At 64.7% G+C, this 25,066-nt stretch carries 21 protein-coding genes; 12 read left to right on the forward strand and 9 right to left on the reverse strand.

Annotated elements, in window-relative coordinates:
• Positions 1–94 precede the first annotated feature (94 nt).
• The 3 genes from DJ563_RS19155 to rarD all read left to right on the forward strand — a co-directional run bounded on the left by DJ563_RS19155 (position 95) and on the right by rarD (position 2,855).
• Complete coding sequence (locus DJ563_RS19155; protein ID WP_274099004.1) at positions 95–859, forward strand: TOBE domain-containing protein; 765 nt, start codon at positions 95–97, stop codon at positions 857–859.
• 69 nt (positions 860–928) lie between these two features.
• Positions 929–1,903: a serine/threonine protein kinase gene (locus DJ563_RS19160; RefSeq protein ID WP_434518173.1), complete on the forward strand. Its 975-nt coding sequence runs from the start codon at positions 929–931 to the stop codon at positions 1,901–1,903.
• A gap of 64 nt (positions 1,904–1,967) precedes the next feature.
• Positions 1,968–2,855, forward strand: a complete 888-nt coding sequence (gene rarD, locus DJ563_RS19165) for an EamA family transporter RarD (RefSeq protein WP_033703099.1) — start codon at positions 1,968–1,970, stop codon at positions 2,853–2,855.
• Between the two features lie 247 nt (positions 2,856–3,102).
• On the opposite strand, the gene DJ563_RS19170 is transcribed toward rarD, so the two are convergent.
• Positions 3,103–3,621, reverse strand: a complete 519-nt coding sequence (locus DJ563_RS19170) for a glycine cleavage system protein R (RefSeq protein ID WP_033703100.1) — start codon at positions 3,619–3,621, stop codon at positions 3,103–3,105.
• Positions 3,622–4,074: 453 nt separating this feature from the next.
• Between DJ563_RS19170 and DJ563_RS19175 the strand changes: the two genes are divergently transcribed.
• On the forward strand, positions 4,075–6,252 hold the full coding sequence (locus tag DJ563_RS19175) for a malate synthase G (RefSeq protein WP_434518174.1): 2,178 nt from the start codon (positions 4,075–4,077) through the stop codon (positions 6,250–6,252).
• Between the two features lie 43 nt (positions 6,253–6,295).
• Here the strand turns inward: DJ563_RS19175 and DJ563_RS19180 are convergent, their stop codons facing one another.
• Positions 6,296–6,739, reverse strand: a complete 444-nt coding sequence (locus tag DJ563_RS19180; protein WP_274099000.1) for a response regulator — start codon at positions 6,737–6,739, stop codon at positions 6,296–6,298.
• Positions 6,740–6,927: 188 nt separating this feature from the next.
• On the opposite strand from DJ563_RS19180, the gene DJ563_RS19185 reads away from it, so the two are divergent.
• From DJ563_RS19185 to DJ563_RS19220, 8 genes are all read left to right on the forward strand, one after another.
• Positions 6,928–8,865, forward strand: coding sequence for a putative nucleotidyltransferase substrate binding domain-containing protein (locus DJ563_RS19185; RefSeq protein WP_434518175.1), 1,938 nt, complete (start codon positions 6,928–6,930; stop codon positions 8,863–8,865).
• Complete coding sequence (locus tag DJ563_RS19190; RefSeq protein WP_434518176.1) at positions 8,862–9,572, forward strand: 3'-5' exonuclease; 711 nt, start codon at positions 8,862–8,864, stop codon at positions 9,570–9,572. Before DJ563_RS19185 ends, DJ563_RS19190 begins: the two co-directional genes overlap by 4 nt.
• A 173-nt stretch (positions 9,573–9,745) precedes the next feature.
• On the forward strand, positions 9,746–10,264 hold the full coding sequence (locus DJ563_RS19195; protein WP_047583689.1) for an RNA polymerase sigma factor: 519 nt from the start codon (positions 9,746–9,748) through the stop codon (positions 10,262–10,264).
• A complete protein-coding gene (locus DJ563_RS19200) occupies positions 10,261–11,217 on the forward strand; it encodes a FecR domain-containing protein (RefSeq protein WP_186658574.1) in 957 nt (318 codons plus the stop codon). The genes DJ563_RS19195 and DJ563_RS19200 overlap by 4 nt, the downstream gene beginning before the upstream one ends.
• 118 nt (positions 11,218–11,335) lie before the next feature.
• Positions 11,336–13,771, forward strand: coding sequence for a TonB-dependent siderophore receptor (locus DJ563_RS19205; RefSeq protein ID WP_274098998.1), 2,436 nt, complete (start codon positions 11,336–11,338; stop codon positions 13,769–13,771).
• Positions 13,772–13,826: 55 nt separating this feature from the next.
• Entirely contained in the window at positions 13,827–14,939 is a 1,113-nt protein-coding gene (locus DJ563_RS19210; protein ID WP_033703108.1) for a PepSY-associated TM helix domain-containing protein, read from the forward strand.
• On the forward strand, positions 14,936–15,112 hold the full coding sequence (locus tag DJ563_RS19215) for a hypothetical protein (RefSeq protein WP_434518177.1): 177 nt from the start codon (positions 14,936–14,938) through the stop codon (positions 15,110–15,112). The genes DJ563_RS19210 and DJ563_RS19215 overlap by 4 nt, the downstream gene beginning before the upstream one ends.
• A 66-nt stretch (positions 15,113–15,178) precedes the next feature.
• Entirely contained in the window at positions 15,179–17,944 is a 2,766-nt protein-coding gene (locus DJ563_RS19220; protein WP_434518178.1) for a dermonecrotic toxin domain-containing protein, read from the forward strand.
• Here the strand turns inward: DJ563_RS19220 and DJ563_RS19225 are convergent.
• From DJ563_RS19225 to waaF, 7 genes are read right to left on the reverse strand one after another with little or no spacing between them, the layout of a single operon-like run.
• Positions 17,941–19,383: a lipopolysaccharide kinase InaA family protein gene (locus DJ563_RS19225; protein WP_434518179.1), complete on the reverse strand. Its 1,443-nt coding sequence runs from the start codon at positions 19,381–19,383 to the stop codon at positions 17,941–17,943. The genes DJ563_RS19220 and DJ563_RS19225 overlap by 4 nt on opposite strands.
• On the reverse strand, positions 19,383–20,135 hold the full coding sequence (locus DJ563_RS19230) for a lipopolysaccharide kinase InaA family protein (RefSeq protein ID WP_434518180.1): 753 nt from the start codon (positions 20,133–20,135) through the stop codon (positions 19,383–19,385). The genes DJ563_RS19225 and DJ563_RS19230 overlap by 1 nt, the downstream gene beginning before the upstream one ends.
• Positions 20,132–20,866, reverse strand: a complete 735-nt coding sequence (locus tag DJ563_RS19235; RefSeq protein ID WP_033703113.1) for a lipopolysaccharide kinase InaA family protein — start codon at positions 20,864–20,866, stop codon at positions 20,132–20,134. Before DJ563_RS19235 ends, DJ563_RS19230 begins: the two co-directional genes overlap by 4 nt.
• Positions 20,866–21,672 (reverse strand): lipopolysaccharide core heptose(I) kinase RfaP, encoded by an 807-nt coding sequence (gene rfaP / locus DJ563_RS19240; protein ID WP_434518181.1) that lies wholly within the window; start codon positions 21,670–21,672, stop codon positions 20,866–20,868. The genes DJ563_RS19235 and rfaP overlap by 1 nt, the downstream gene beginning before the upstream one ends.
• Positions 21,669–22,793, reverse strand: a complete 1,125-nt coding sequence (locus DJ563_RS19245; protein WP_434518182.1) for a glycosyltransferase family 4 protein — start codon at positions 22,791–22,793, stop codon at positions 21,669–21,671. The genes rfaP and DJ563_RS19245 overlap by 4 nt, the downstream gene beginning before the upstream one ends.
• A complete protein-coding gene (gene waaC, locus DJ563_RS19250) occupies positions 22,793–23,851 on the reverse strand; it encodes a lipopolysaccharide heptosyltransferase I (RefSeq protein WP_033703116.1) in 1,059 nt (352 codons plus the stop codon). The genes DJ563_RS19245 and waaC overlap by 1 nt, the downstream gene beginning before the upstream one ends.
• The gene (gene waaF, locus DJ563_RS19255; protein WP_274098991.1) at positions 23,852–24,901 is read right to left on the reverse strand and encodes a lipopolysaccharide heptosyltransferase II; all 1,050 of its coding nucleotides are present in this window, start codon (positions 24,899–24,901) and stop codon (positions 23,852–23,854) included.
• Positions 24,902–25,066: the final 165 nt, after the last annotated feature.

The following is a 25,066-nucleotide window of genomic DNA, read 5'->3' on the forward strand; positions in this document are numbered from 1 at the left end:
CGCAAGGCCGCTCCTACACCAATCAGGGCCATGCAACCAATCAGGGCCATGCTATAAAGCAACGACCTTGCGTCAACGACTGATTACCTTACCCATGTCTCTACCCGCCCTGCTCACCCAGCACATCGCCCGCCGCCCGCAACGCATCGCCCTGCTCCAGCACATCGCCGAACAAGGCTCGATCACACGCGCCGCCAAGGCCGCAGGCGTCAGCTACAAAGCCGCCTGGGACGCCATCGACGAGCTCAACAACCTGGCCAGCCAGCCCCTGGTCGAGCGCAGCACCGGCGGGCGTGGCGGCGGCGGCGCACGCCTGTCGGTCGAAGGCGAACGCGTGCTGCGTCTTTATCAACGCCTGCAGGCCCTGCAGGCACAAATCCTGGAAGCGGCCGAAGAGTCCAGCGACCTCGACCTGCTCGGGCGCCTGATGCTGCGCACCAGTGCGCGCAATCAGCTGCAGGGCAAGGTCAGCGGTCTGCGCCGTGAAGGCCGGCATGATTGCGTAAGCCTGGCGCTGGGCGGTGGCCTGGAGATCGAGGCGCTGATTACCCACGACAGCACCGCACGCCTGGAGTTGACCCTGGGGGCAATGGTGGTGGCGTTGCTCAAGGCCGGGTGGGTGCAACTGCTGGGGGATGACGATGACGCCGACGCGAGCAGCAACTGCCTCAAGGCAACGGTGGAACACGTGCTGGCGGACGCTGACGGGCCCAGCGAAGTACGGCTGGCGCTGGGCAATGGGCAGACATTGTGCGCGTTCGCCGAAAAGGCGTGGTTGACGCGCAATCGGATTCAAACGGGCAGCCAGGTACGGGCACAGTTCCATCCTTCTTATGTGCTGCTGGGGGTGCCGGTGTAGCTTGGCCGCACCGTTTGGCAAGGTGGAATGCGTTACCATGGCTGCACGCCGCCTATCCCCGGAGCCACCATGTCACACCCCTTCGTCACCCTCACCCCCGACTTGGTCCTGGACGCCGTGGAAAGCATCGGCTTCCTCAGCGATGCCCGGATCCTGGCACTGAACAGCTACGAAAACCGCGTCTACCAGGTGGGCATCGAAGATTCACAACCACTGATCGCCAAGTTCTACCGACCTGGCCGCTGGAGCAACGAAGCGATTCTTGAAGAACACCGCTTCACTGCCGAGCTTGCCGACTGTGAAGTGCCCGTGGTCGCGCCTCTGCAGCACGACGGCCGCACACTGTTCGAGCACCAGGGTTTTCGCTTCACACTGTTCCCCCGCCGTGGCGGCCATGCACCGGAACCCGGCAACCTCGACCAGCTCTATCGCCTCGGCCAGTTGCTCGGCCGCCTGCACGCCGTTGCCGCGACACGGCCGTTCGAGCATCGCGAAGCGTTGGCTGTGGACAACTTCGGCCACGCCTCCCTGCAAACCCTGCTGGAAGGCAACTTCGTCCCGCGCGAATTGCGGCCCGCCTTCGAGTCCGTTGCCCGCGACCTGCTGAAACGGGTCGAGGATATCTACGCGCGCACCCCACACAAGGTAATGCGCCTGCACGGCGACTTGCACCCGGGCAACCTGATGCATCGCGACGAGGTGTATCACGTGGTCGACCTCGACGACTGCCGCATGGGCCCGGCGGTGCAGGACCTGTGGATGATGCTCGCTGGCAGCCGCGAAGAACGCCTCGGCCAACTGGCAGAGCTGATCGACGGCTACAACGAGTTCCACGACTTCGACCCGCGCGAGCTGCCCTTGATCGAGCCGTTGCGCGCCTTGCGCCAACTGCACCACAGCGCGTGGCTGGCGCGGCGCTGGGACGACCCGGCATTCCCGCGAAGCTTCCCGTGGTTCGGCCAGCCGCGCTACTGGGGCGACCAGATTCTCGCGCTGCGCGAGCAGATGGCAGCGCTCGATGAACAACCGCTGAAATTGTTCTAAAAGTGCGCTGACCTCTGTCTACAATAGGCGTCGCTTTATTTAGCTACCTAAGCAAGGATTCTGCATGCACGCCGCAAACCCGCAACGCGGGTACATCCTGGGCCTCAGTGCCTACATCATCTGGGGCCTGTTCCCTCTCTATTTCAAAGCGATCCAGAGCGTGCCGGCGGTGGAGATCATCGTCCACCGGGTGCTCTGGTCGGCCTTGTTTGGCTCGCTGCTGTTGCTGGTATGGAAGCACCCCGGCTGGTGGCGCGAACTGCGCGACAACCCGCGCCGGCTGGCCATCCTGGCGCTGAGCGGCGCGCTGATCGCTGGCAACTGGCTGACCTACGTATGGTCGGTGAACAATGGCCGCATGCTCGAAGCCAGCCTTGGCTACTACATAAACCCGCTGATCAACGTGCTGCTGGGCATGCTCATCCTGGGCGAGCGCCTGCGCCGCCTGCAATGGCTGGCAGTGGCCATGGCGGCGGTGGGCGTGGCCCAGCAGGTATGGCAGGTCGGCAGCCTGCCCTGGGTCTCGCTGGTACTGGCGCTGACCTTCGGCTTCTATGGGCTGATCCGCAAACAGGCGCCCGTGGCAGCGTTGCCGGGCCTGGTGGTGGAAACCTGGATGCTGGTGCCCCTGGCCCTCGGCTGGCTGTTGCTGCACCCCGCCGCGATGAGCGCGCAGGGCGCGTTCTACACCAGCAGCGAAGCGTTGTGGTTGATGGCGGCAGGGCCGGTAACGCTGGTGCCGCTGGTGTGCTTCAACGCTGCCGCACGCCATCTGCCGTATACCACGCTGGGCTTCCTGCAGTACCTCGCGCCGACCCTGGTGCTGCTGCAGGCGGTGCTGTTGTTTGACGAGCATTTGTCGTCGAGCACCCTGGTGGCGTTCGTGTTCATCTGGGCGGGTTTGGCGATATACAGCGTCGATGCCTGGCTGAATTTGCGCAAGCGCGCCTGATCAAAAAACGATCAAAACTCTGCAGGGCACGTGGGTCGTGGCCTGCAGAGACATCTCCAGAGGTTATCCACACCCTCGTCCCCGTGCTTTGTGCACAAGCTGCTGAATTCTGAGTGTTTTTTGATCAAACCTTTGCAGGCCTTGATGCGCGTGGGCTGGAGAGGTGCGCCCCCAGGTTATCCACAGGGCCGTACCTGTAAAACGGGGGATAACCCTGAGGCCGCAAAGCGGCCCCAGCCGTCGCGGATCACTCCTCAGCCCGCAGCTCCAACTCCACCATCAAATCATCCGCCAGGCTCTCCAACCGCTGCTGCAGTTCGTCCAGCGACAAGGTCAACGGCAGCGCCAACAATGCATTGGCATGAAACAACGGCTCACTGCTCATCGGTGCAGGCCGCACTTCAGTGGTAAAGCGCTCCAGGTTCACCCCAAGCTCGGCCAGCAGCCGGGTGATATCGCGCACGATCCCAGGCCGGTCATTACCCACCAGCTCCATAGCGATCGGCTTCCACGTGCACGACGGCTCGATGCCGCTCTCGGCAATCAACACACGAATATCGTAGCGGGCCAGGGCCTGCAGCGACGCGACCAGTTCTGCATAATTTTCCGCTGGCACCGCCACCCGCAGGATGCCGGCGAACTGCCCGGCCATGCGCGACATGCGGCTTTCCAGCCAGTTACCGCTGTGGTCGGCGATGCATTGGGCAATGCGTTCGACCTGGCCGGCCTTGTCAGGGGCAATCACAGTGAGTACAAGATGATCCACAAGCCCTTCCTCTGTGTCGAACCGCGCTGGGCGGCGATAAACCGGGGGATCGATTGAGTATAGGCAAGGCGCGGCAACCTGCCGCAGGGCAATCGACATGACTAATCGTGTACTGTTTCAAGATTTATCTGGAACAATCCACCTGTTTTTTGCGAACATACCAATTCCCAGCGTGACCATACGCGACCAACGGGTCGCACAACGACGCTTTTAGTCTGATTTTGCCCCGCCTACTGCTTCATGTAGTATCCCGTGGCGCGGACTACAAAACGTCGTTTGGATGTCTGCCAAGGCGCCTGTGAAAATACGCACACTGCCCGCCAGCCCGTCTGGCAGGCCGCACCCAGCCGCCCTCGGGTTCATCCGACCTGGGCACGCACTGGTGCCGTGTTTAGAGAAGCGCTACAGGCTTAATACAGAAGAGCGAAATAGCTGAGCAGAGTGAGGCAAGCAATGACTGGATACGTTCAAGTCGGTGGCCTTCAGGTCGCCAAGGTCCTGTACGACTTCGTGAACAACGAAGCCATCCCCGGGACCGGCATCGTCGCCGAGCAGTTCTGGGCAGGTGCAGAGAAGATCATCAATGACCTCGCTCCAAAGAACAAAGCCCTGCTCGCCAAGCGCGACGAGCTGCAAGCCAAGATCGACGCCTGGCACCAGGCACGCAAAGGCCAGGCCCATGACGCCGTAGCCTACAAAAGCTTCCTCCAGGAAATCGGCTATCTGCTGCCACAAGCCGACGATTTCCAGGCCACCACGCAGAACGTGGACGAAGAAATCGCCCGCATGGCCGGCCCACAGCTGGTAGTGCCGGTGATGAACGCCCGCTTCGCCCTGAACGCCGCCAACGCCCGTTGGGGTTCGCTGTACGACGCCCTGTATGGCACCGATGCCATCAGCGATGAAGGCGGCGCCGAGAAAGGCCAGGGTTACAACAAAGCCCGCGGCGACAAGGTTATTGCCTTTGCCCGCGCCTTCCTCGACGAAGCCGCGCCGCTGGCTGCAGGCTCGCATGTCGACTCCACGGCCTACAGCATCAAGGACGGCAAGCTGGTCGTCGCCCTCAAGGGCGGCAGCAACAGCGGCCTGCGTGACGATGCCCAGCTGATCGGCTACGTCGGCGATGCCGCCGCGCCGACCTCCGTGCTGCTCAAGCACAACGGCCTGCACTTCGAAATCCAGGTCGATGCCAGCACCCCGGTTGGCAGCACCGATGCCGCCGGCGTCAAAGACATCCTGATGGAATCGGCACTGACCACCATCATGGACTGCGAAGACTCGGTCGCGGCCGTGGACGCCGATGACAAAGTCATCGTCTACCGCAACTGGCTGGGCCTGATGAAAGGCGACCTGGCCGAAAGCGTGAACAAGGGTGGCAAGACCTTCACCCGCACCATGAACCCAGACCGCGAATACGCCGCGCCAAACGGTGGCACGGTCACCCTGCACGGCCGTTCGCTGCTGTTCGTGCGCAACGTTGGCCACCTGATGACCAACCCGGCGATCCTCGATGCCCAGGGCAACGAAATCCCCGAAGGCATCCAGGACGGCCTGTTCACCAACCTGATCGCCCTGCACAACCTCAACGGCAACACCAGCCGCAAGAACACCCGTACCGGCAGCGTCTACATCGTCAAGCCGAAGATGCACGGCCCTGAAGAAGTGGCCTTCGCCGCTGAAATCTTCAGCCAGGTCGAAGACCTGCTGGGCATGCCGCGCAACACCGTCAAGGTCGGCATCATGGACGAGGAGCGCCGTACCACGGTCAACCTCAAGTCCTGCATCAAGGCCGCTGCCGAGCGCGTGGCGTTCATCAACACCGGCTTCCTCGACCGCACCGGTGACGAAATCCACACCTCCATGGAAGCCGGCGCCGTTGTGCGCAAGGGCGCCATGAAGAACGAGAAGTGGATCGGCGCCTACGAGAACAACAACGTCGACGTCGGCCTGGCCACCGGCCTGCAAGGCCGTGCGCAGATCGGCAAAGGCATGTGGGCCATGCCCGACCTGATGGCTGCCATGCTCGAGCAGAAGATCGCCCACCCGCTGGCCGGTGCCAACACCGCCTGGGTACCTTCGCCGACCGCCGCTACCCTGCATGCCCTGCACTACCACAAGGTCGATGTGCAGGCACGTCAGCGCGAGCTGGCTACGCGCACCCCGGCTTCTGTCGACGACATCCTGGCCATCCCGCTGGCCGCCGACACCAACTGGTCGGCCGAAGAGATCCGCAACGAGCTGGACAACAACGCCCAGGGCATCCTTGGTTACGTGGTTCGCTGGATCGATCAGGGCGTGGGTTGTTCGAAGGTGCCGGACATCAACAACGTCGGCCTGATGGAAGACCGCGCCACCCTGCGCATCTCGGCCCAGCTGCTGGCCAACTGGCTGCGCCACGGCGTGGTCAACGAGGCGCAGGTGCTGGAAAGCCTCAAGCGCATGGCGGTGGTGGTCGACCAGCAGAACGCTGGCGACGCCCTGTACCAACCGATGGCGCCGAGCTTCGACGACAACGTCGCGTTCCAGGCGGCCGTGGAGCTGGTGATCGAAGGTGGCAAGCAGCCGAACGGTTATACCGAGCCGGTACTGCACCGTCGCCGTCGCGAGTTCAAGGCGCGTAACGGGTTGTAAGTAACATTTGCGTACGGGGGCCGCTTTGCGGCCCCTCTACCCATCACCCAATCTTCAGTTCTTTCTTCACCAGCTCCAGCAGTTTCCCCAGGTCCACCGGCTTGAGCAAAAAGTCGACCACCCCCAGGTGCATCACGTCCACCGCCTCTTTCACATCGGTGTCGCCCGACACCACGATGATCGACAACGCCGCCCGCTCCGACTCGCGAATCTGCCGAATCAGCTCCAGGCCATCCTTGGGCTCCATGCGCAGGTCGGTGATCATCAAGGCGATCCTCGGCTCGTAATGCAGCTTGAACATCGCCTCCTGGGCCCCGTCGGCCGTCATGCAGTCGATGCCTCTGCTTTTCAGGTACAGGCTCAAGGCCTCGCTGTTCACTGGGTTGTCGTCCACCACCAGTACCACAGGCTTGGGCGCAATAGGCGCCACCAGCCCGGCCAGTGCCTCACGTTCGGCGTCACTCAGGATGTCGTCATGCTCAACCATGGTCGTCTCGTCAAAAAAAGTCTTGCTCACCGGTAAGACCGCGCCTTGCGATATTGATCACACGCCGCCCATAGACTTACGTCCAATGGGCACCACACCTCAGCCAGCCGACCATGGGGACCGAGAACAACAAGGCCGGCACCTATATATAGATATATATAGTTCGGCGTAGCGATACGGTCAGTGTCATGAGTAAAAAGGACGCCTACAGCCAGGCGGGCAGGACGGCTGTGCTGCAGAACATACAAGGTACGTTGCAGTTTCTGCAGCGCTTCCCACCCTTCAACCAGATGGAGCACAGCCACCTGGCGTATCTGGTCGAGCAGTGCCAGCTGCGTTTCTATGCCAGTGGCGAAAGCATCGTCAAACCCGCCGACGGCCCGGTCGAGCACTTCTACATCGTCAAACAAGGGCGCGTGGTCGGCGAACGCCAGCACCTGGTCAAACCCGGTGTGGAGACCACCTTCGAGATCACCAGCGGCGAGTGCTTCCCCCTGGCCGCCCTGCTTGGCGAACGCGCCACCCGCACCGAGCACCTGGCCGGTGAGGACACCTTCTGCCTGCAACTGAACAAGGCCGCGTTCATCCGCGTGTTCTCCCTGTCGGAGGCCTTTCGCGACTTTGCCCTGCGCGGGGTCAGCAGCCTGCTCGACCAGGTCAACCAGCAGGTGCGCCAACGCGCCGTGGAAACCCTCGGCACCCAGTACTCGCTGAACACCCCCCTGGGCGAGCTGGCCATGCGTCACCCGGTGGTGTGCAACCCCGACACGCCGCTGCGCGACGCCGTGCGGCTGATGCACGAGCAGCAGGTCGGCAGCATTGTCGTGGTCGACCCCCAGCGCTACCCGATCGGCATCTTCACCCTGCGTGACCTGCGCCAGGTGGTGGCGGGCGCGGATGCCGAGCTGGGCGCGCCCATCGACCGGCACATGACCGCCAGGCCGTTCTACCTCAGCCCGCAGGCCAGTGCCTTCGATGCCGCCATGGCCATGACCGAGCGGCATATCGCGCATGTCTGCCTGGTGGACAACCAGCGCCTGTGCGGGGTGGTTTCCGAGCGAGACCTGTTCTCCCTGCAACGGGTCGACCTGGTGCACCTGGCGCGTACCATCCGCCATGCCCCGCGCCTGGACACCCTGGTGTCGCTGCGCGGTGAGATCAGCCAGCTGGTCGAGCGCATGCTCGCCCATGGCGCCTCGTCGACGCAAATCACCCAGATCATCACCTTGCTCAACGACCACACGGTCTGCCGGGTGATCGAACTGGCCATAGCCGAACGCGGCGACCCAGGCGTGCCGTTCAGCTGGCTGTGCTTCGGCAGTGAGGGACGGCGCGAGCAGACCCTGCACACCGACCAGGACAACGGCATTCTGTTCGAGGCCCGCGACAGCGCCGAAGCTGACGCGATCCGTGCCCGCCTGCTGCCCCTGGCGCAGTACATCAACCAGTGCCTGGCGCAGTGCGGCTTTACCCTGTGCAAAGGCAATGTCATGGCCGGCAACCCCGCGCTGTGCCTGTCACGCGGCGAATGGGCGCGGCGCTTTGCAGGGTTCATCCGCGAGGCAAGCCCCGAAAACCTGCTGGGTTCGAGCATCTATTTCGACCTGCGCGTGGTCTGGGGTGACGAGCAAGGCTGTGAACAACTGCGCCAGAGCCTGCTGGCCCAGGTCGCCGACAACCGCATTTTCCAGCGCATGATGGCCGACAACGCCTTGCGCCAACGCCCTCCGGTGGGCCGCCTGCGCGAATTCGTGCTGACCCGCCAGGGCAACGACAAGGCCGCCACCCTCGACCTCAAGGTGCAGGGCCTGACGCCCTTCGTCGATGGTGCGCGCTTGCTGGCCCTGGCCAACGGCATCGGCGCCTGCAACACCCTCGAACGCCTGCGCCAGCTGGTGCAAAAGGGCATCATCGAACCACTCGACGGTGCGGCTTACGAAGAGGCCTACCACTTCATCCAGCAGACCCGCATGCAGCAGCACCAGCGCCAGACCCGCGATAACCTGCCCTACTCCAACCGCGTCGACCCCGACAGTCTCAACCACCTGGACCGACGCATCCTGCGTGAGTCGCTGCGCCAGGCCCAGCGCCTGCAAAGCAGCCTGGCCTTGCGGTATCAGCTATGAGCTTGTTCGCCTGGCTGCGCCCCAGCCTGCCCACGCTGGACGACATTGCGCGCCAACGCCTGGCGCAGTTGCCCAAGCCGGCTGCGCTGGGGGTGTGCACGTTGCGCGAGCAGCGCTGGGTGGTGCTGGACCTGGAAACCAGTGGCCTCAACCCCAACCGCGACCAGGTCCTGTCGATCGGTGCCGTGGCCATCGAGGACGGTGCCATCGACTTTGCCCAGCAGTTCGAACGCACCCTGTACCGCCCCACCCAGAAGACCAACGCCAGTGTGCTGATTCACGGGCTGGGGCCCAGTGCCCTGGCCGCGGGCTGCGACCCGGCCGAGGCGTTGATCGACCTGCTCGACTTCATTGGCGACAGCCCGGTGCTGGCGTTCCATGCGCCTTTCGATCAGCGCATGCTGGCGCGGGCGCTGAAGGAAAGCCTGGGCTATCGCCTGCAGGTGCCGTTCCTGGATGTGGCTGAACTGGCGCCAATGCTCAACCCCGACACGGTACTGCGCGAAGCCGGGCTGGACGACTGGGTCGCCCGCTTTGGCCTGCAGGTTGAAGAGCGCCACCATGCCAGCGCTGATGCCCAGGTCACCGCCGAGCTGGCGTTGATCCTTTTCAGCCAGGCCCGTCGCCAGCAGCTCGACAGCCCGTTGCAGCTTGAGCAGCGGTTGCGCGGGTGGCGGCGGCGTGCGGCGCAGAGTCACGGTTTGTAGGGCTTGGGTGTTGTTGCGCTCGATCTGATAGGCGCTGAATCATCCAAACCATGCGCTTGGAAGCCCCGCCATGGTGGCAATCCGATAAGCGTCCATTGCGCCGCGCCCCCCGCCTCTGCAACAATCGCGAATAATTATCGTTAGTTAATGCATTCGTTCCGGGGGGACGCTGCTTGTCTTCTGCACACAGCCCACACGCCGAGCTGGTCGGTGCGCTTTACCGCGATCACCGCAGCTGGCTGCTCGCCTGGCTGCAACGCAGCATGGCCTGCCGCCAACGTGCCGAAGACCTGAGCCAGGACACCTTCGTGCGCCTGCTAGGCCGTGAGCAACTGGACACGCCCCGCGAGCCACGCGCATTCCTGGCCGCCGTGGCCAAGGGGCTGCTGTTCGACCACTTCCGCCGCGCCGCACTGGAGCAGGCCTACCTGGCCGAACTCGCCCACCTGCCGGAAGCCGAACAGCCTTCCCCCGAAATCCAGCACCTGATTCTCGAAGACCTCAAGGCCATCGACCGCCTGCTTGGCAAGCTGTCGAGCAAGGCCCGTGCGGCCTTCCTGCACAACCGCCTGGACGGCATGGGCCACGCCGAAATCGCCGAGCGCCTTGGTGTTTCGGTCTCGCGGGTACGTCAGTACATCGCCCAGGGCATGCGCCAGTGCTATGTGGCCTTGTACGGGGAGCCGACGTGAACGGTTCACCGGTCTCGTCGCGGGTGCTGGATGCAGCCATTGCCTGGAAGCTGAGCCTGGACCAGGGCAGCGGCACGCCAGATGAACGCAGTGAATTCATGCGCTGGCACGCTGCCAGCGAAGAGCATGCCCGCGCCTGGCGCCAGCTGGGTTGCCTCGACCAGCGCGTAAGCGCCGCTGCCGGGCCCGCGCGCCAGGCGCTGTTGCAATCGCGCGCCGGCTTGCGCCGGCGCATCGGCAAGGTGGGCGGAGGCCTGGCGGGCATGTTCCTGCTGGGTTCGTTGCTGGCCTGGGTCGGCGCCCCGTCGCTGTCAGCGCACTACTGGCTGGCCGACCAACGCACCGCCACCGGCGAGCTGCGCACCCTGCGTCTGGAAGACGGCACCTTGCTGAGCCTGAACACCCACACAGCGGTGGACATCGACTACGCAGGCGCGCAACGGGTCATCGTGCTGCACCAGGGTGAAATCTCGGTCGAGACCGGCCACCAGGACCCCCGCCCATTGCTGGTACGCACCGACGACGGCCGCCTGCGCCCGCTGGGCACGCGCTTTCTGGTGCGCCGTGAGGCCAACGGAACACGCCTGGAGGTGCTGCAGGCCTCAGTCGCGGCCATGCCGCTGAACAGTGGTGACGAACAGGTATTGCGCGAAGGCCAGCAGGTACTCATGGATGCCAACGGCCTCGGCCAGGTCGGCACGGTCGACGTCGGTGCCGATGCCTGGACCCGCGGCATGCTGGTGGTAGACAACGTACGCCTGGCTGACCTGGTCGCTGCCCTCGGCAAGTACCGCAGCGGCCACCTCGGGGTGGCAGACGAAGTTGCCGACCTGCGTGTTACCGGCAGCTTCCCGCTGACCGACATCGACCTGGCCCTGGCATCGCTGGTGCCGGCATTACCGGTGAAGATCGAGCGGCATACTCCTTGGTGGGTAACGGTTCAGCCCCAGTAGTAGCGGCCTGTGGCCGCGCCTGCAAAAAATCCCGCTTTTTTCATGACACCCCCCTGTCACTTTTGAAATCTCGCTCGGCAAGGAAGCAGTAAGCACTTATCCGTCGAGGAGCCGCTGCATGTCCCGTACTGTCGATCGTATCCTGCGCCCCAGCCTGATGGCCCTGGCCATTGGCCTGGCTGCGCCGTTGGCCAGCCCTGCCCTGTTCGCCGCCGAGCAATCCGCCCTGCGCGCCTACGACCTGCCCAGCGCCCCCCTGGCCAGCACCCTCAACCAGATCGCCAGCCAGTCGGGCATCGCCCTGGCCATCGACCCAGCACTGGTCAGCGGCCGCACTTCGGCGCCCGTCACCGGCCAGTACGACGGCATCGGCGCCCTGCAGGCCGCCCTGCGCGGCAGCGGGTTGCAGTTGCAGCAGAGCAGCGTCGGCAGCTACAGCCTGGTGGCGACGCCTGAAGGAACGCTCGCATTGCCGGAGACGGCGATCAATGCGAATGCGGCCTACGAAAGCGCCTGGGGCCCAGTGGAAGGCTACACCGCCACACGTACCGCAGCAGGCAGCAAGACCGACACGGCCATCGCCGAATTGCCGCGCTCGGTCAGCGTGATCACCCGTCAGCAAATGGAAGAGCGCCCCGTCCTCAGCCTCAACGACGCACTGCGCTATACCGCTGGGGTACAAAGCAGCGGCTACGGCTCCGATTCGCGCAGCGATTGGCTGCTAGTGCGTGGCTTCGTACCCACACAATTCCTCGACGGCCTGCCCTTGCCCAAGGGCAACTACGCTTCGCCGAAAATTGAGCCCTGGAACCTTGAGCGTATTGCCGTGCTGCGTGGCCCTGCGTCCTCGGTCTACGGCCAAACCCCGCCCGGCGGCCTGCTTGACATGACCACCCGCCGGCCAGAGCTGGAAGCCAGCCACGAGGTGGAAGCCCAGGTCGGCAGCAATAATCACCGGCAGATTAATTTTGACAGCACGGGCAAGGTCGATGACAGCGGCCAGTTCGTGTACCGGGTAAGCGGCACCGTGCGCGACAGCGGTACCCCGATCGACCATATTCCAGACAAGCGCTACAACATCGCCCCCAGCCTGACCTGGAACATCAACGACGTTACAAAACTGACCTTCATTACCCAGTACACCCGCGACGATACCGGCATTACCGGTCAGTTCCTGCCACTGCAGGGCACCAAGCTGGACAGCCCAGCGGGCAAGATCTCCCACCACAAGAACCTGGGCGATCCAGACTGGGAATCGTACGACCGCACTTACTACCACCTGGGCTATGCGTTCGAGACGCGCTTGAGTGATGTGTGGCAGTTCCGTCAGAACCTGCGTTACGCACGCAACGAACTGGACTTCAAGGGTATTACCGCCGGTGGGTCGATCTGGCCAGCCGGGCCAGATGAGGCCGTGAGCGCCGACGGCACCGTGCAACGCACCGCAGGTATCGTCGAAGAGGACATCTCGCAGTTCGCCTTGGACAACAACTTCCAGGCCGACTTCCAGACGGGCGCAATCAGTCACACCGTGCTGCTGGGCCTCGACCACCAACGCTCGACCAGCGATGCCCGCTGGCGCTGGGGTTCCGCTGGCGTACCGCCGAGCAACATCCACAATCCGGTGTACGGCCAGGATTTCTCCAACGTCCAGTACTTCGACATGTATGACTACACACAGAAGACCCAACAGACCGGTCTCTACGTGCAGGACCAGATGGCATTGGACAACTGGCGCCTGACCTTGGGCGGTCGTGAAGACTGGGTGCACACCGGCACTACCTTCCATAACCAGGGCGACGCCACCAATACCCAGCGTGACAAGCAGTTCAGCGGCAACGCGGCCCTGAGCTATGTGTTCGACAACGGCTTGACGCCGTACCTGTCCTACGCCGAGTCGTTCCAGGCAGCAACAGGTGCTGCGGTCAACAGTACCGATGCGTTCAAGCCCACCGAAGGCAAGCAGTACGAGTTAGGTATCAAGTATCAGCCCCCCGGCAGCAAGAGTCTGTTCACTGCGGCAGTGTTCGACCTGACCCAACAGAACATGTCGGTCACCGAAGGTGGCGTGACCCGCCAGGTAGGTGAAGTCAGAGTCAAGGGCCTGGAGCTCGAAGCCACCTCCGACGTCACCGAGAACCTCAAACTGGTAGGTTCTTACACCTACAACGACAGCGAGATCATCAAAGGCAACGACGGAGAGAAAGGCAAGCGTATGGCGCAGGTGCCACGCAACCAAGCCACCGCGTGGGCCGACTACACCTGGCACGAGGGAGCGCTCGACGGCTTTGGCGTAGGCGTTGGTGTGCGCTATGTGGGCGATACCTACGGCAACACCACCAATACCGACTGGGGCCATGTTGGGTCGTACACAGTCTACGACGCGTCGGTGCATTACGATCTGGGCCGTCTCAACGGCACGCTCAAGGGCGTGACGGTGGCCGTCGATGCGAAGAACCTGTTCAACAAGGACTACCTGTCGACCTGTGACGGTTACTACTGCTACTACGGAGACGAACGCAACGTGGTGGCCAGCGTCAATTACAAGTTCTGAGTCGCCCGGGCTGCTGTGCAGCCCCAGGTTTCATCAGACGAGAAACGGTACCGTGATGAAAAGCTCAACCATCCGCCGCTGGTCCGCGATCCACACCTGGAGCAGCCTGGTCTGCACCCTGTTCCTGCTGTTGCTGGCCCTGACCGGCCTGCCGCTGATCTTCCACCACGAACTGGAGCATCTGCTCGGCGATGCCCCCGAGCTGCGCGAGATGCCCGCAGGCACCCCGCACCTCGACCTGCAGCAACTGGTACTCAAGGCCGAGCAGCATCGTCCCGGCGAAGTGATGCAGTACTTCGGCTACGACGAGGACGAACGCAACGGCGTGGTGGCGATCACCGCCGCCACCGCAGGCACCGAGCCCAATTCGTCACACACCTTCATGCTCGACGCCCGCACCGGCGAAGCTGTCGCCATGCCCGCAGCCAACGGCGGCTTCATGATGGTCATGCTGCGCCTGCACGTGGACATGTTCGCCGGGCTGCCCGGCAAGCTGCTGCTGGCGTTCATGGGTGTGCTGTTCGTCGTGGCGATCATCTCTGGCACCGTGCTCTACGCGCCGTTCATGCGCCGCCTGGATTTCGCCACGGTGCGCCACGACAAATCCCGCCGCCTGCGCTGGCTCGACCTGCACAACCTGATTGGCGTGGTGACCCTGGCCTGGGCGCTGACCGTTGGCGTCACCGGGGTGATCAGTGCCTTGTCCGACCTGGTGATCGCCGCCTGGCGCAACGACAGCCTGGCCGCCATGGTCGCGCCCTACCGTGACGCCCCGCCGCTCACCGAGCGCGCCCCAGCCAGCCGCCTGCTGGACATCGCCGGGCAGGCCGCGCCCGGTATGCGCCCGGACTTCATCGCCTTCCCCGGCACGCGGTTCTCCAGCGAGCACCATTACGCCGTGTTCATGAAGGGCGCCACTCACCTGACCTCGCACCTGCTCACCCCCGTGCTGATCGATGCGCGCACCCTGCACGTGACGGCAGTGGGCGAACGCCCGTGGTACATGGACGCCATGGGCCTGTCCCAGCCACTGCACTTCGGTGACTACGGCGGGCGCCCCATGCAAATTCTCTGGGCGGTGCTGGATGTGCTGACCATCATCGTGCTCGGCAGCGGCCTGTACCTGTGGCTAAGCAAGCAGCGCAAAGCCCGGGAGGTGCGGGCATGAGCCACGCCTCTCGATCATCCTGGCGGATCTTCACCTGGCCAGCCGCCATCGGCATGCTCGGTGCCGCCGGCCTGTTTGCCGCCTTGCTGGGTGACGGTGCCTGGGACGCCCTGGCCTGGCTGGGCCTCGGCGTGCCCGCCATCCTCAGCCTGCGCGGGCTGTGTGGTCGATAACCGGCTACCGCTCCGGCCCTTGCCCTGGGCCCTAACGTTGCGGCTCCATTAAGAAAGGAGCGCAACATGCTACCGCTGGAACGCATCGAATTCCTCGACCAGCAGATCAACGCCCTGCTGGCGCAATTGCCGGCCACCGACCGGCCACAGCTCAGCCGACAGCAACTGCAAGGCGAACTGGCTGAATACTGGGCCGCCTGCGATACCCAAGGCCGCTCGCGCAGGGTGCGCCTCGGCGACCTGCGCCGCGCCCTGATGCACGCCGAGCTGACACTGCGCCAGGCCGACGGGACCTTGCCCGCCCCCGAAGCCGACGCCCTCAGCCTGTGCCTCGACCTGCCCAACGCCTGGCAACGGAGGCCCCAGCCGGTGGCTACGCGTGCCCAGGTGTACCGCCTGGTTCTCAGCCGTAGCCAGCCCCACAGCCGCGCGGTACTGCCGGGTATGTTCGTGGTCATCAGCGGTAATGACGAGGCGGCCGAGCTCACCCCGGAGCAGGCCCGTGGCCCGGCGTTGCTGTGCGGCCTGGCCCAAGGCATCGAGGCCTACGCCTCGCTGGCAGACTTGCACGTTGAGTTGTGCGAACGCCTCGACGACCCGCTGCAAGGCCCGCCACTGCTGCGCCTGCTGGTCGATGCCGAGCGTATCGACAACGCCGCCAAGGCCGACCGACTGCGCTACGAATGGTATGCCGATGACCCGGTGCAAGCTCAGGTCGACAGCCTGATCGAAGCGCAGCGCCTGCGTGTCAACCAGGCTTGGGCAACTGCGCAACTTTCCCTACCACCGGCGGCCGAAACGCTGCGCAACGCCCTTTCACTGGCAGCCGAAGCCGGCAAGCAAGCGTTGCTCGACACCCGCTACGGCCTGCTGCTGGAGAAAAACCTGCCCAACTGGTTGAGCGCGGCAGGGCCACAGGCGCTCTCGCACATCATGCAGGGCATGCAACAACTGGTGGCCGCCGGCAATCGCATCGCCGCGCCAGGCATTCTCACCCTGGCGCAGTTCCGCCAACAGGACAGCCTGCTAGGCTGGGCCCGCGCGCGCGTTGAAGAACGCCTGCGCCACGATCACGGCCTGCGCTACACCGCCGCAGACATCATGGTCCATGTCGTGCACAGCCGTCAGACCGGTCCGCATTTGAACCCGTTCAACCCATCAGGCTACGTCACCTCGCGAGGGTTCGAGCACGTCGGCGGGCAGATGGTCGAGCTAGTCAGGGAAAGTTACCCACTGCACGAGCTGGCATTGCGCAACCTGAACTGGTTCGACTACGACTATTGGCTCACCGCCCGGGTAACCCACCGTCACGACAGGCCGTTACCCGAGGCGCTGAATCCCGACTACATCAAGGCCATGATCAGGCACCTGAATGTCGGCGGCAGCTACCATGCCTACCTGAAGACGCAATTGATCGATTCTCCGCTCGGGGGCTGGCGGCTGAACGCCCATGCCTTGATCAACCGCGCCCGCATGCGCGCCGAGGCAGCCAAGGCGCGTTATGCCGGCCACCTTGGCCGCGCCCAGAGCGAACATCGCTATCGTTGGGTGCGTCAGGTACTGGACCATCCGCATAACGCGCTGCGGCCCCCGGTGGACGGGCAGCGCGTCACCGTGCGCCAATTGACGATCCATGGCATTACCCTGCAAGGAGTGTTGCTGATCAATGTCGAAGCGTCCGCCATCGGCGGGTTCGCCCTGTACACGCCGGACGCACCCGACCGCCGCGCCTGGCGCGGGCTGAGCAACGCTCGCGAACTGATGCGCCTGCTGCGCACGCAACCCGCCCTGCGTGCCTATGTGGCGAGCCGCCTGCCCCCGCTGGCGCCTGCGCGCATTGAACAGTTGCTGAACAAGGGCCGACTCGGCGCCGCGCTGCGCACCCCAGCGATTGACGACGAGCTGTTTTTCGCCTGCTACAGGGCCGAGGTGCGCAGTTGGCTGGCACAGGTTGATGCCGACAGCCGTACCACCGCAGAAGCCGACCTGCAGCAAGGCACCGCCCTGGCCTGGCGCCTGCTCGACTTGATAAGCCTGGTGCTCCCTACCCGGATACAAGTTCCGCTTGTGCTGGGGCGCATGGCCATCGAAATCTGGGACGGCCTGGACGCCTTTGCCCAAGATGATATCGACGGCGTGCTGACCCATACCTACAACGCCCTGAGCTACGCCAACGACGCGGGCACCAGCGTTGCCAGCACCAGCCTGATGCGCCGGGTGATGCGTGGCATGCCGATGCAACCGCCATTGCCGCTACCCTCGCGGTACAGCATCACACCTCCACTCGAGAACCTGCGCTTTACCATTGAAGGTGTGCACGGCGAAAGCGTTTTCGAGAAAGCATCGGCATTCGAGGGGCTGACCCTGTATTACATCCAGGACGCCCACGGCCGTTATTACAAGGTCTCGTTCGACGGCCGTCGCTGGCGGGTCATCGACCCGACGCAACCCGATGCCTACTTGCAGCAGCCGGTCAAACGCCTCGCCAATGGCAACTGGGTCATCGACTCACCGGTGCTGTGGTACGACGGCTTGCCGGATCTTGTGCAGTTGCTGGCCGACTGCCGCCTGCAACCGCCGCTGGCGGGTGAGGCGGTGGATGCGCTGGCAGGGCTGTACCGCGCAGACGACCAGCTCTACCTGCAAACCGCTGCTGGGCAACTGCCGGTGCGGGCGCACCTGCTCGCCGGGCGCTACCACTTGCTGATCCCCCACGCCCAGCAAGCCGGCGTAGCGCCGTGGGCGATCCTGCGCTGGCAAGACCGGCAATGGCGCATCCGTGTGCGCCAGGCCGGGCGCAGCAGCGAGTGGCTGGCGCTGCCGGATGCCTAGTCGGCGAGCCGTGGCAGCAAGCGGTCGAGGCGCTGATGCAGGGCACTGCTGCTCGGCCAGTTGCGCAGCAGCCGCGCGCGGTCACGGGCGTAGGCCGGGGCGAAGCTGAGCCCGGTGGCATGCTGGCACATGGCGTCGAGGTCGATCAGCGACCATTGGCCGTTGTGCCAGAACAGGTTGTGGCCCTTGAAGTCGCCATGGCTGATGCGCTCGCGGATCAGTTGCTGCATCACCTTGACCAACGCATCGACCTGCTCTTCAGGCGCCTCGCCGTTTTCCACATAGGGCGCGAAGCATGCGGTCAGGTCCGGGCCATCGACATATTCGGTGACCAGGTATGCGCGGCTGCGCAGGCCCATCACCCGTTGCTCCAGCACCGCCAACGGGCGCGGTGTGGCAATGTCGAGGAACTCCAGGCGGTGGCCTTCGATCCATGAGTGCCAGGCCCGGCTCGGGCGCCAGAAGCGCTTGAACCAGTGCGCGGTGTTCTTGATGTTGTAGCGCTTGAGCACCAGCGGGCGGCCATCGACGTCGATGCGAGCCACGCTGGCGGCGCCGCCGGTCTTGTACAGGTAGCCGTTGTCGATCAGCGCATCAGCCTGCGCCAGCACCGGCAGCATCGCTTCGACTTCAGCACGGCGGATCGCCCGCAGGCCCGAGAGGCTGCGCTCGACACTGAACAGCGTGCATTCGCGGCCGGCCTTTTCCAGGTAGTCCTTCTGGCGCCAGTTGCGCACCTTGTCGATTTGTTTTTGCAGCGCTTCCATCGGCAACGCATGCTCGGCATTGGCCAGCAGGTAATGCACCAGCAGCTCTTCGATGAAGGGCTCCAGACGCTTGGGCAACTGGGCGAAGAACACCCCGAGGTTTTCCAGCACACGCGGGCGCGACAACTGCTGGCCCGGCGTCTCGGCCTTGATGCCCGCGCCATCGATCAGGTACAGCTTGGCGCCGTGGCGCAGCAGGTTGTCCAGGTGCAGGTCTTCCTGCCACAGGCCCTTGGCGTGCATCTGCGCCACCGCGGTCAGCGCTTCGCCCAGCACCAGGTGCTGTTCGTCGGCCAGTACCGGCAGGTGCTCCACGGCGGCCCAGGCATCGGCCAGGCTTTCGGCGCCATCGAGAAACTCGAATAGCAGCCAGCCGCCCTCGCCTTCCTTCAGGCCATCGGCCAGCAGCTTCGGCGTGGTCAGGCCTTGCTCGGCCAACAGCTTCACGCCGTGCAACTCGCGCTGGAAATGCCGCGCAGCGTTACCCCCCACCAGCAGCTTGGCCAGCACCGGCGTACCACGCCAGACACCGGCACCGACATAGCGCTGGCCAGGCAGTACGCGCAGCAGGCTGAACAATTGCAGGTCGGCGCTACCCGCAGCATCGGCCAGGGTGATACTCAAGGGCAATGCCGGGGTGCGCCCGGCAGCTTTCAATTCAGACAAACGCATCAGCGGGCCTCTTTTTCACGACGGCGTTGCGTCAGCCGTTGCAGCCAGTTGTCGACCAGGGCGCTGTCCGCCGGCTGCGCCAGGTAGGCCGCCAGCAACTGACGCACATCCGCCTCGCTCCAGGCACTGGCACGGCGCAGCAACGGCTCCAGGTCCTTGAGCCGGTCACGCATGCCGAACAGCAGCGGCCGGGTCTTTTCCAGGTCGATCAGTTGCGCGTCCCAGCCCTCGCGGCGCTGGCGCATGAAAATATGCTTGGGGTAGAAGCAGCCATGTACCTGCCCGGCGCCGTGCAGCGTGCGCGCCAGCTGGCCGCAGGCTTCAAGGATGCCTTTGCGTTCGGCGTCGCCCAGTTGCGGCCACTGGCCCAACAGGCTGTCCAGGTCGGCCCATTCGTCCAGCGCCCGGGTCATGAGGATTGCCCGGTGCTGGCCGGCCTGCTTGCGCTCGCCATAGAACACCGCCTGCAACGCCGGGATGTGCAGCTTGTGGTAACGGCTGATATTGCGGAATTCGCGGGCGAAGGTGGGTTCGCCGAAGGGCCTGTGCAGGGTGCGGGTGAGGTAGTCGCTCTGGCGCTTGAGGTAGTAGCCTTTGCCTTCGAGCTCCAGGCGGAACACGCTGCTCCAGCCCCCGCGCCCGGTGTTGGGCTCGTCCACGGCATCGAGCTGCAGCGCCCATAGCGCCTCGAAGTCGTTCAAGCCGTGGCGTTTGAGCAGCGCGAGGTCTGCGCTGGCCAGGTAATCGGTCATTCCCTTCCCTCGAAAAAGCTCAGCACCTGGCGGATCCGCTTCTTGTCGCGGGCATTGAGCCGGTCGCGACCGCGGTATTGCAGGTAGAAACGCAGGCGCTGGGTCGCCGACAGGTGGTATTTGGCGACCTTGTCCAGGCACGCCAGGTCTTTGATCATCCGGTGCCGCCACATGAAACCGCGCCAGAAGTCGCCGGTCGGGCAGTCGATGAAGAATAGCGTGCCCTGGTCGTCGACCAGCAAGTTGCGCCACTTCAGGTCGTTGTGGGCGAAACGGTGCTCGTGCATGACCCGGGTGTGGCGCGCCAACTGCTGGCTGACATGCTCGACCCAGGCCCGGTCAGCCAGCCGTGCGTCATTGCGCTCGGCCAGCGCCGACAGGTCTTCGGTGCGCGGCAGTTCACGGGTGATCATCGCCCCCCGGCCAAACGCCAGGCCCTTGCGTTCCAGGCCCCAGGCGACCACTTCGGCGGTGGGGATGCCCCACTTGGCGAACTGCTTGAGGTTCTGCCATTCGGCCTTGATGCGCGGCCTGCCGAGGTAGCGGCGCATGTGCTTGCCGGCGCCGGTGTAACGCTTGACGTAGTAATTGACGCCGTCACGCTCGATGCGCACCACTTCGCTGAGCGGGTCGCGGGTCAAGCGTTCGCCCTGGATGGCAAAGACGGCATCAAGGCTGCCGAAATCCGCCGCCAGGTGTTCGTAGCCGGGCGCCAGTGTCCAACCCGACATCAGAGTGCATCCCCATAACGTTGCTTGCGGTCATAGAGTTTCTGCGCCTTGCGTTCCAGCCAGGTGAGCAGCGCGGCCTCTTCGGCAAGCACCTGGCGCAGCGGGCGCTGGAAGTAGCCACGCAGAAAACGCAATTTGTCGCGACGGGTCAGGCCGATGTCCAGCGCCGAGAAATACAGCGCGGCCAGGTCCTTGTCACGCCAGCGGCGGCTGATGCTCGCCCGCGTCTGGGCACGGTGCAGGTCGATGACCGACAGCTTGAAGTCGTCTGCCGTCACCGGGCGGTCGGTGTGCAGCAGGAAGTGGCAGATGTAGCAGTCGCGGTGGTTGACCCCGGCGCGGTGCATGCCGCCGGTCATCTTCGCCACTTCGGCGATCAGCGCACGCTTGAGGCGTGGCTCGGGCGCCTGCCTGACCCAGTCGATGCTGAAGTCTTCCAGGCTGATGGTCGGCGCCAGCTCTTCGGTGACGATGAACGAGTGCTGGGTGGCCGGGTTGCTGCCGCGCTCGCCATAGGCGACTGCGGTCATGGTCGGCACACCGACCTCGTGCAGGCGCTGGATGGCTCGCCATTCCTGGCCGGCACCGAGCACCGGCAGCTTGGCGCTGAACAGGTTCTTGAAAATCTCGCCCCAACCGATGCCCCGGTGGATCTTGACGAAAAAGCCTTCGCCCTCGACCTCGGTGCGCAGTGTGCGGCGGCCTTCCAGCTCACGGTATACCTCGCCTTGCAGCGCCTCCACGGCCTCGAAGGCATCACGCCCGGCCCACAGGCGCTTGAAGGGTTCGGCCAGTATCAGCTTCATGCGGTCTCCTGCCCCAGGATCACGTCGGCAGCATGCTGCGGCATGCTGTACAGGTCGGCCGTATCGGCAAAGGCCAGGCCATTGCGCGACCAGTCGGCGCGCGCCTGCGGGTCTTCGAGCATGCGTTGCAGGTAGCCATTGAGTTGTTCCTGCTCGAACGGATCGTCCAGGACCAGGCCGCAGTCGGCCTCGGCAATGTAGTGGGCGTAGCCACACACCTTGGACACCAGCACCGGCAGGCCTGCCACCAGGGCTTCGAGCAGCACGGTGCCGGTGTTTTCGTTGTAGGCTGGGTGAATCAGCAGGTCGGCGCCCAGCAGGAAGCGCGGAATGTCGCTACGCCCCTTGAGGAACTGCACCTGGTCGCCCAAGCCGAGGGTGGCGCTTTGCAGCTGGAACACCTTGGGGTCGTCCTGGCCAATGACCATCAGGCGGGTGCGCTTGCGCAACGCCGACGGCAGTGCGGCCAAGGCCTTGAGGCTGCGGTCGACGCCCTTGGTCTTGAACCCCGAACCAATCTGCACCAGCAGCAGGTCGTCGTCCGCCAGGTTGAATTCCTTGCGGAACCCGGCGCGGATTTCGGCGGCGTTGGCCGGCGCGCGGCGGTCCTGGGAAATGCCCGGCGGCAGCAGGTGGAAGCGTTCTGCCGGGGTGCCGTAATGTTTGACGAACAGCGGCTGCTGCACCTCGGAGATCATCAGCACCTCGGTTTTCGCATCCTTGGCGAACACCGCCCGCTCGTACTCGGCAAAGTGCCGGTAGCGGCCCCAGCGCTTGTACAGGCCGCCGCGCAGGGTCTGGGCCTTGTCTTCGAAGCAGCCGTCGGCGGCGTAGTACACGTCCAGCCCTGGCATCTTGTTGAAGCCGATCAGGCGGTCGACCGGGCGCTTGGCAAGGTCGGCGGCCATCCAGGCGCTGAGCTTCTCGTTGCGCCGGTGGTTGAACAGCGCCTTGACCGGCGCCACCAGCACTTCGAAGCCCGGCGGAATATCACCTTCCCAGATCAGCGTGTACACGCGAATCTGATGGCCGCGCTTCTGGCATTCCAGGGCAATGCGCATGAAGTCGCGCTGCAGCCCGCCGAAGGGGAAATATTTGTAAAGCACGAAAGCCAGTTGCATCAACGAACATCCTCAGCCAGCAGCAACGCGCTCAAGCGGCTCGCCACATGCTCGGGATTCAGGCGAGTGAAGCACAGTGGCCACTCGCGTTTGAGATCGAACCGGCGCAGGTCATCGGCGCTCGGTTTGTAGGTGCACTTCTTCTGCAGGCAGGGCGCGCAGGGGAAATCGCTGGCCTGGTGAACCTGGGCGCGGCCATAGGCGCCGGTCAGGCCAGGGTTGGTCGGGCCAAACAGCGAAATGGTCGGCACATCCAGCGCTGCGGCCAGGTGGCCCAGGCCGGTGTCCACGGCCACGCAGGCCTTGGCCGCAGCCAGCACGCGGGCGACACCGACCAGGTTCAATTTGGGCAGTACCTGGCAGTTGTTCAAGCCCTGGGCGATACGCTCGGCGCGCGCCTTCTCGGCCGGGTTGCCCCAGGGCAGGCGCACTTGCAGCTTGCGCCGGCCCATGCGCTCGGCCAGTTCGCGCCAGTAGGCCTCGGGCCAATGCTTGGTGGCCCAGGTGGTACCGTGCAGGAATACCACGTAGGGGGCGGCTGGCGGCAATTGCAGGCGATCAAGGTCCAGGCCGTAGTTGCCGATGCCTTCCGGCAGGTCATAGGCCAGGGCCATGGCGAACAGTTGACGCACCCGCTCCACGGCGTGCTGGCCAACCGCGACCGACAGCGGCCGGTCATAGAAGCGGCTGGCCAGGCCTTCGCGGGCCGAGTAGCGGTCCAGCCCGGCCACCGGTGCCTTGACGTAGCGGGTCAGCCAGGCCGATTTGACCAGGCCCTGGGCATCGATCACCAGGTCGTACTTGCGCGCGCGAACGCGCTGCTTGAACGCCTTCCACTCGCCGCTCTTCAGGGTCTGCCAGAGATGCTTGCGCCAGCGCCGGATCGCCACCGGGATCACCTCGTCGACCGCAGGGTGCCAGCTGGGGATCTCGGCAAAGCCTTCTTCCACCACCCAGTCGAAACGAATGCCCGGTATGGCGTGGGCGGCATCGGTGATTGCCGGCAGGGTGTGGATCACATCCCCCAGCGACGAAGTCTTGATGATCAGTACCCGCACTTAGTCGACCTCGGCCACGGTATCGATCAGGTTCGGACCACCCAGGCTGTGCAAGGCGGCGATGACGCGCTGCGGTTCGAGCAGGCGCAGGCAGTTGTAGTGCCCGAAGCGGCAGGTACGGTCGAAACAAGGGCTGCATTCGATGCCGGTGCGCACCACTTCGACGTGCTCGGCCAGCGGCGGCGTGAAGCCCGGCGAGGTCGAGCCATAGACGGCGACCAGCGGGCGGTTCAGCGCGGCGGCCACGTGCATCAGCCCAGAGTCGTTGGACACCACCGAATCGGCGCAGGACATCAAATCGATGGCCTCGGCCAGCGAGGTTTCACCCGCCAGGTTGTACGATTCTTCACGCAGCCCCGGGATCAGCCGGTCGCGGATCTGCTCTCCGACCGGGTGATCGCTTTTCGAGCCGAACAGCCACACCTGCCAGCCCTGGCGGATCATGGCATCGGCCACGGCGGCGTAGTGCTCGGCCGGCCAGCGCTTGGCCTCGCCAAACTCAGCACCAGGGCACAACGCCAGCACCGGGCGGTCCAGCGCCAGGCCGAACTTGGCCAGGGCCAGGTCGCGGCTCTGCGCCTCGATCTGCAGGCTGGGGCGCGGGTAGGGTTGCGGCAGCTCGGCATCCGGCGCATAGGCCAGGGCCATGAAGCGCTCGATCATCAGTGGGTAGCGCGCCTTGTCCAGCTTGCGCACGTCGTTGAGCAGGCCGAAACGCATCTCGCCGCGCCAGCCGGTGCGTTTGGGGATACCGGCAAAAAACGGTACCAACGCCGATTTCAGCGAGTTGGGCAGCAGGATCGCCTGGTCGTACTGGCCGGCCAGGGACTTGCCGATGCGCCGCCGCGTGGCCAGCTCCAGCGCGCCGTGGCCGAGCGGGAAGCTCAAGGCCTGACGCACCTCGGGCATGCGTTCGAGGATCGGCCGGCTCCACTCGGGCGCCAGCACGTCGATCACGCAGTCGGGGTGCTGCTGTTTCAGGCACTGGAACAGGGTCTGCGCCATTACCATGTCGCCGACCCAGCTGGGGCCAATGATCAGTATTCTCATGCTTAGTCCAGAAACGCTCGGGGAGGCTGCAGGCTGCGGTACAGCCTGGCCTCCCCTCTTTATATTCAGGCTATGTGGCGGACAGTGTACCACCGGTGGTGGAACATGGGCCTCCAGGCCCCCGGAGCGGCCCTGCCGGGGCGCCGGACAGGTCGGAAAGGGCCG

It is taken from the genome of Pseudomonas sp. NFX1 (genome assembly GCF_051123555.1).
Classification (GTDB): domain Bacteria; phylum Pseudomonadota; class Gammaproteobacteria; order Pseudomonadales; family Pseudomonadaceae; genus Aquipseudomonas; species Aquipseudomonas capeferrum.

Excerpts from the sequence above, each read along its gene's own strand:
- waaF (WP_274098991.1), bottom strand. The coding sequence starts at position 24,901 with ATGAGAATACTGATCATTGGCCCCAGCTGGGTCGGCGACATGGTAATG.
- DJ563_RS19230 (WP_434518180.1), bottom strand. The coding sequence starts at position 20,135 with ATGACCGATTACCTGGCCAGCGCAGACCTCGCGCTGCTCAAACGCCAC.
- DJ563_RS19205 (WP_274098998.1), top strand. The coding sequence starts at position 11,336 with ATGTCCCGTACTGTCGATCGTATCCTGCGCCCCAGCCTGATGGCCCTG.
- DJ563_RS19190 (WP_434518176.1), top strand. The coding sequence starts at position 8,862 with ATGAGCTTGTTCGCCTGGCTGCGCCCCAGCCTGCCCACGCTGGACGAC.
- DJ563_RS19210 (WP_033703108.1), top strand. The coding sequence starts at position 13,827 with ATGAAAAGCTCAACCATCCGCCGCTGGTCCGCGATCCACACCTGGAGC.
- DJ563_RS19180 (WP_274099000.1), bottom strand. The coding sequence starts at position 6,739 with ATGGTTGAGCATGACGACATCCTGAGTGACGCCGAACGTGAGGCACTG.
- DJ563_RS19245 (WP_434518182.1), bottom strand. The coding sequence starts at position 22,793 with ATGCAACTGGCTTTCGTGCTTTACAAATATTTCCCCTTCGGCGGGCTG.
- DJ563_RS19185 (WP_434518175.1), top strand. The coding sequence starts at position 6,928 with ATGAGTAAAAAGGACGCCTACAGCCAGGCGGGCAGGACGGCTGTGCTG.
- DJ563_RS19235 (WP_033703113.1), bottom strand. The coding sequence starts at position 20,866 with ATGTCGGGTTGGACACTGGCGCCCGGCTACGAACACCTGGCGGCGGAT.
- DJ563_RS19225 (WP_434518179.1), bottom strand. The coding sequence starts at position 19,383 with ATGCGTTTGTCTGAATTGAAAGCTGCCGGGCGCACCCCGGCATTGCCC.
- DJ563_RS19175 (WP_434518174.1), top strand. The coding sequence starts at position 4,075 with ATGACTGGATACGTTCAAGTCGGTGGCCTTCAGGTCGCCAAGGTCCTG.
- DJ563_RS19160 (WP_434518173.1), top strand. The coding sequence starts at position 929 with ATGTCACACCCCTTCGTCACCCTCACCCCCGACTTGGTCCTGGACGCC.
- DJ563_RS19155 (WP_274099004.1), top strand. The coding sequence starts at position 95 with ATGTCTCTACCCGCCCTGCTCACCCAGCACATCGCCCGCCGCCCGCAA.
- DJ563_RS19220 (WP_434518178.1), top strand. The coding sequence starts at position 15,179 with ATGCTACCGCTGGAACGCATCGAATTCCTCGACCAGCAGATCAACGCC.
- rfaP (WP_434518181.1), bottom strand. The coding sequence starts at position 21,672 with ATGAAGCTGATACTGGCCGAACCCTTCAAGCGCCTGTGGGCCGGGCGT.
- rarD (WP_033703099.1), top strand. The coding sequence starts at position 1,968 with ATGCACGCCGCAAACCCGCAACGCGGGTACATCCTGGGCCTCAGTGCC.
- DJ563_RS19215 (WP_434518177.1), top strand. The coding sequence starts at position 14,936 with ATGAGCCACGCCTCTCGATCATCCTGGCGGATCTTCACCTGGCCAGCC.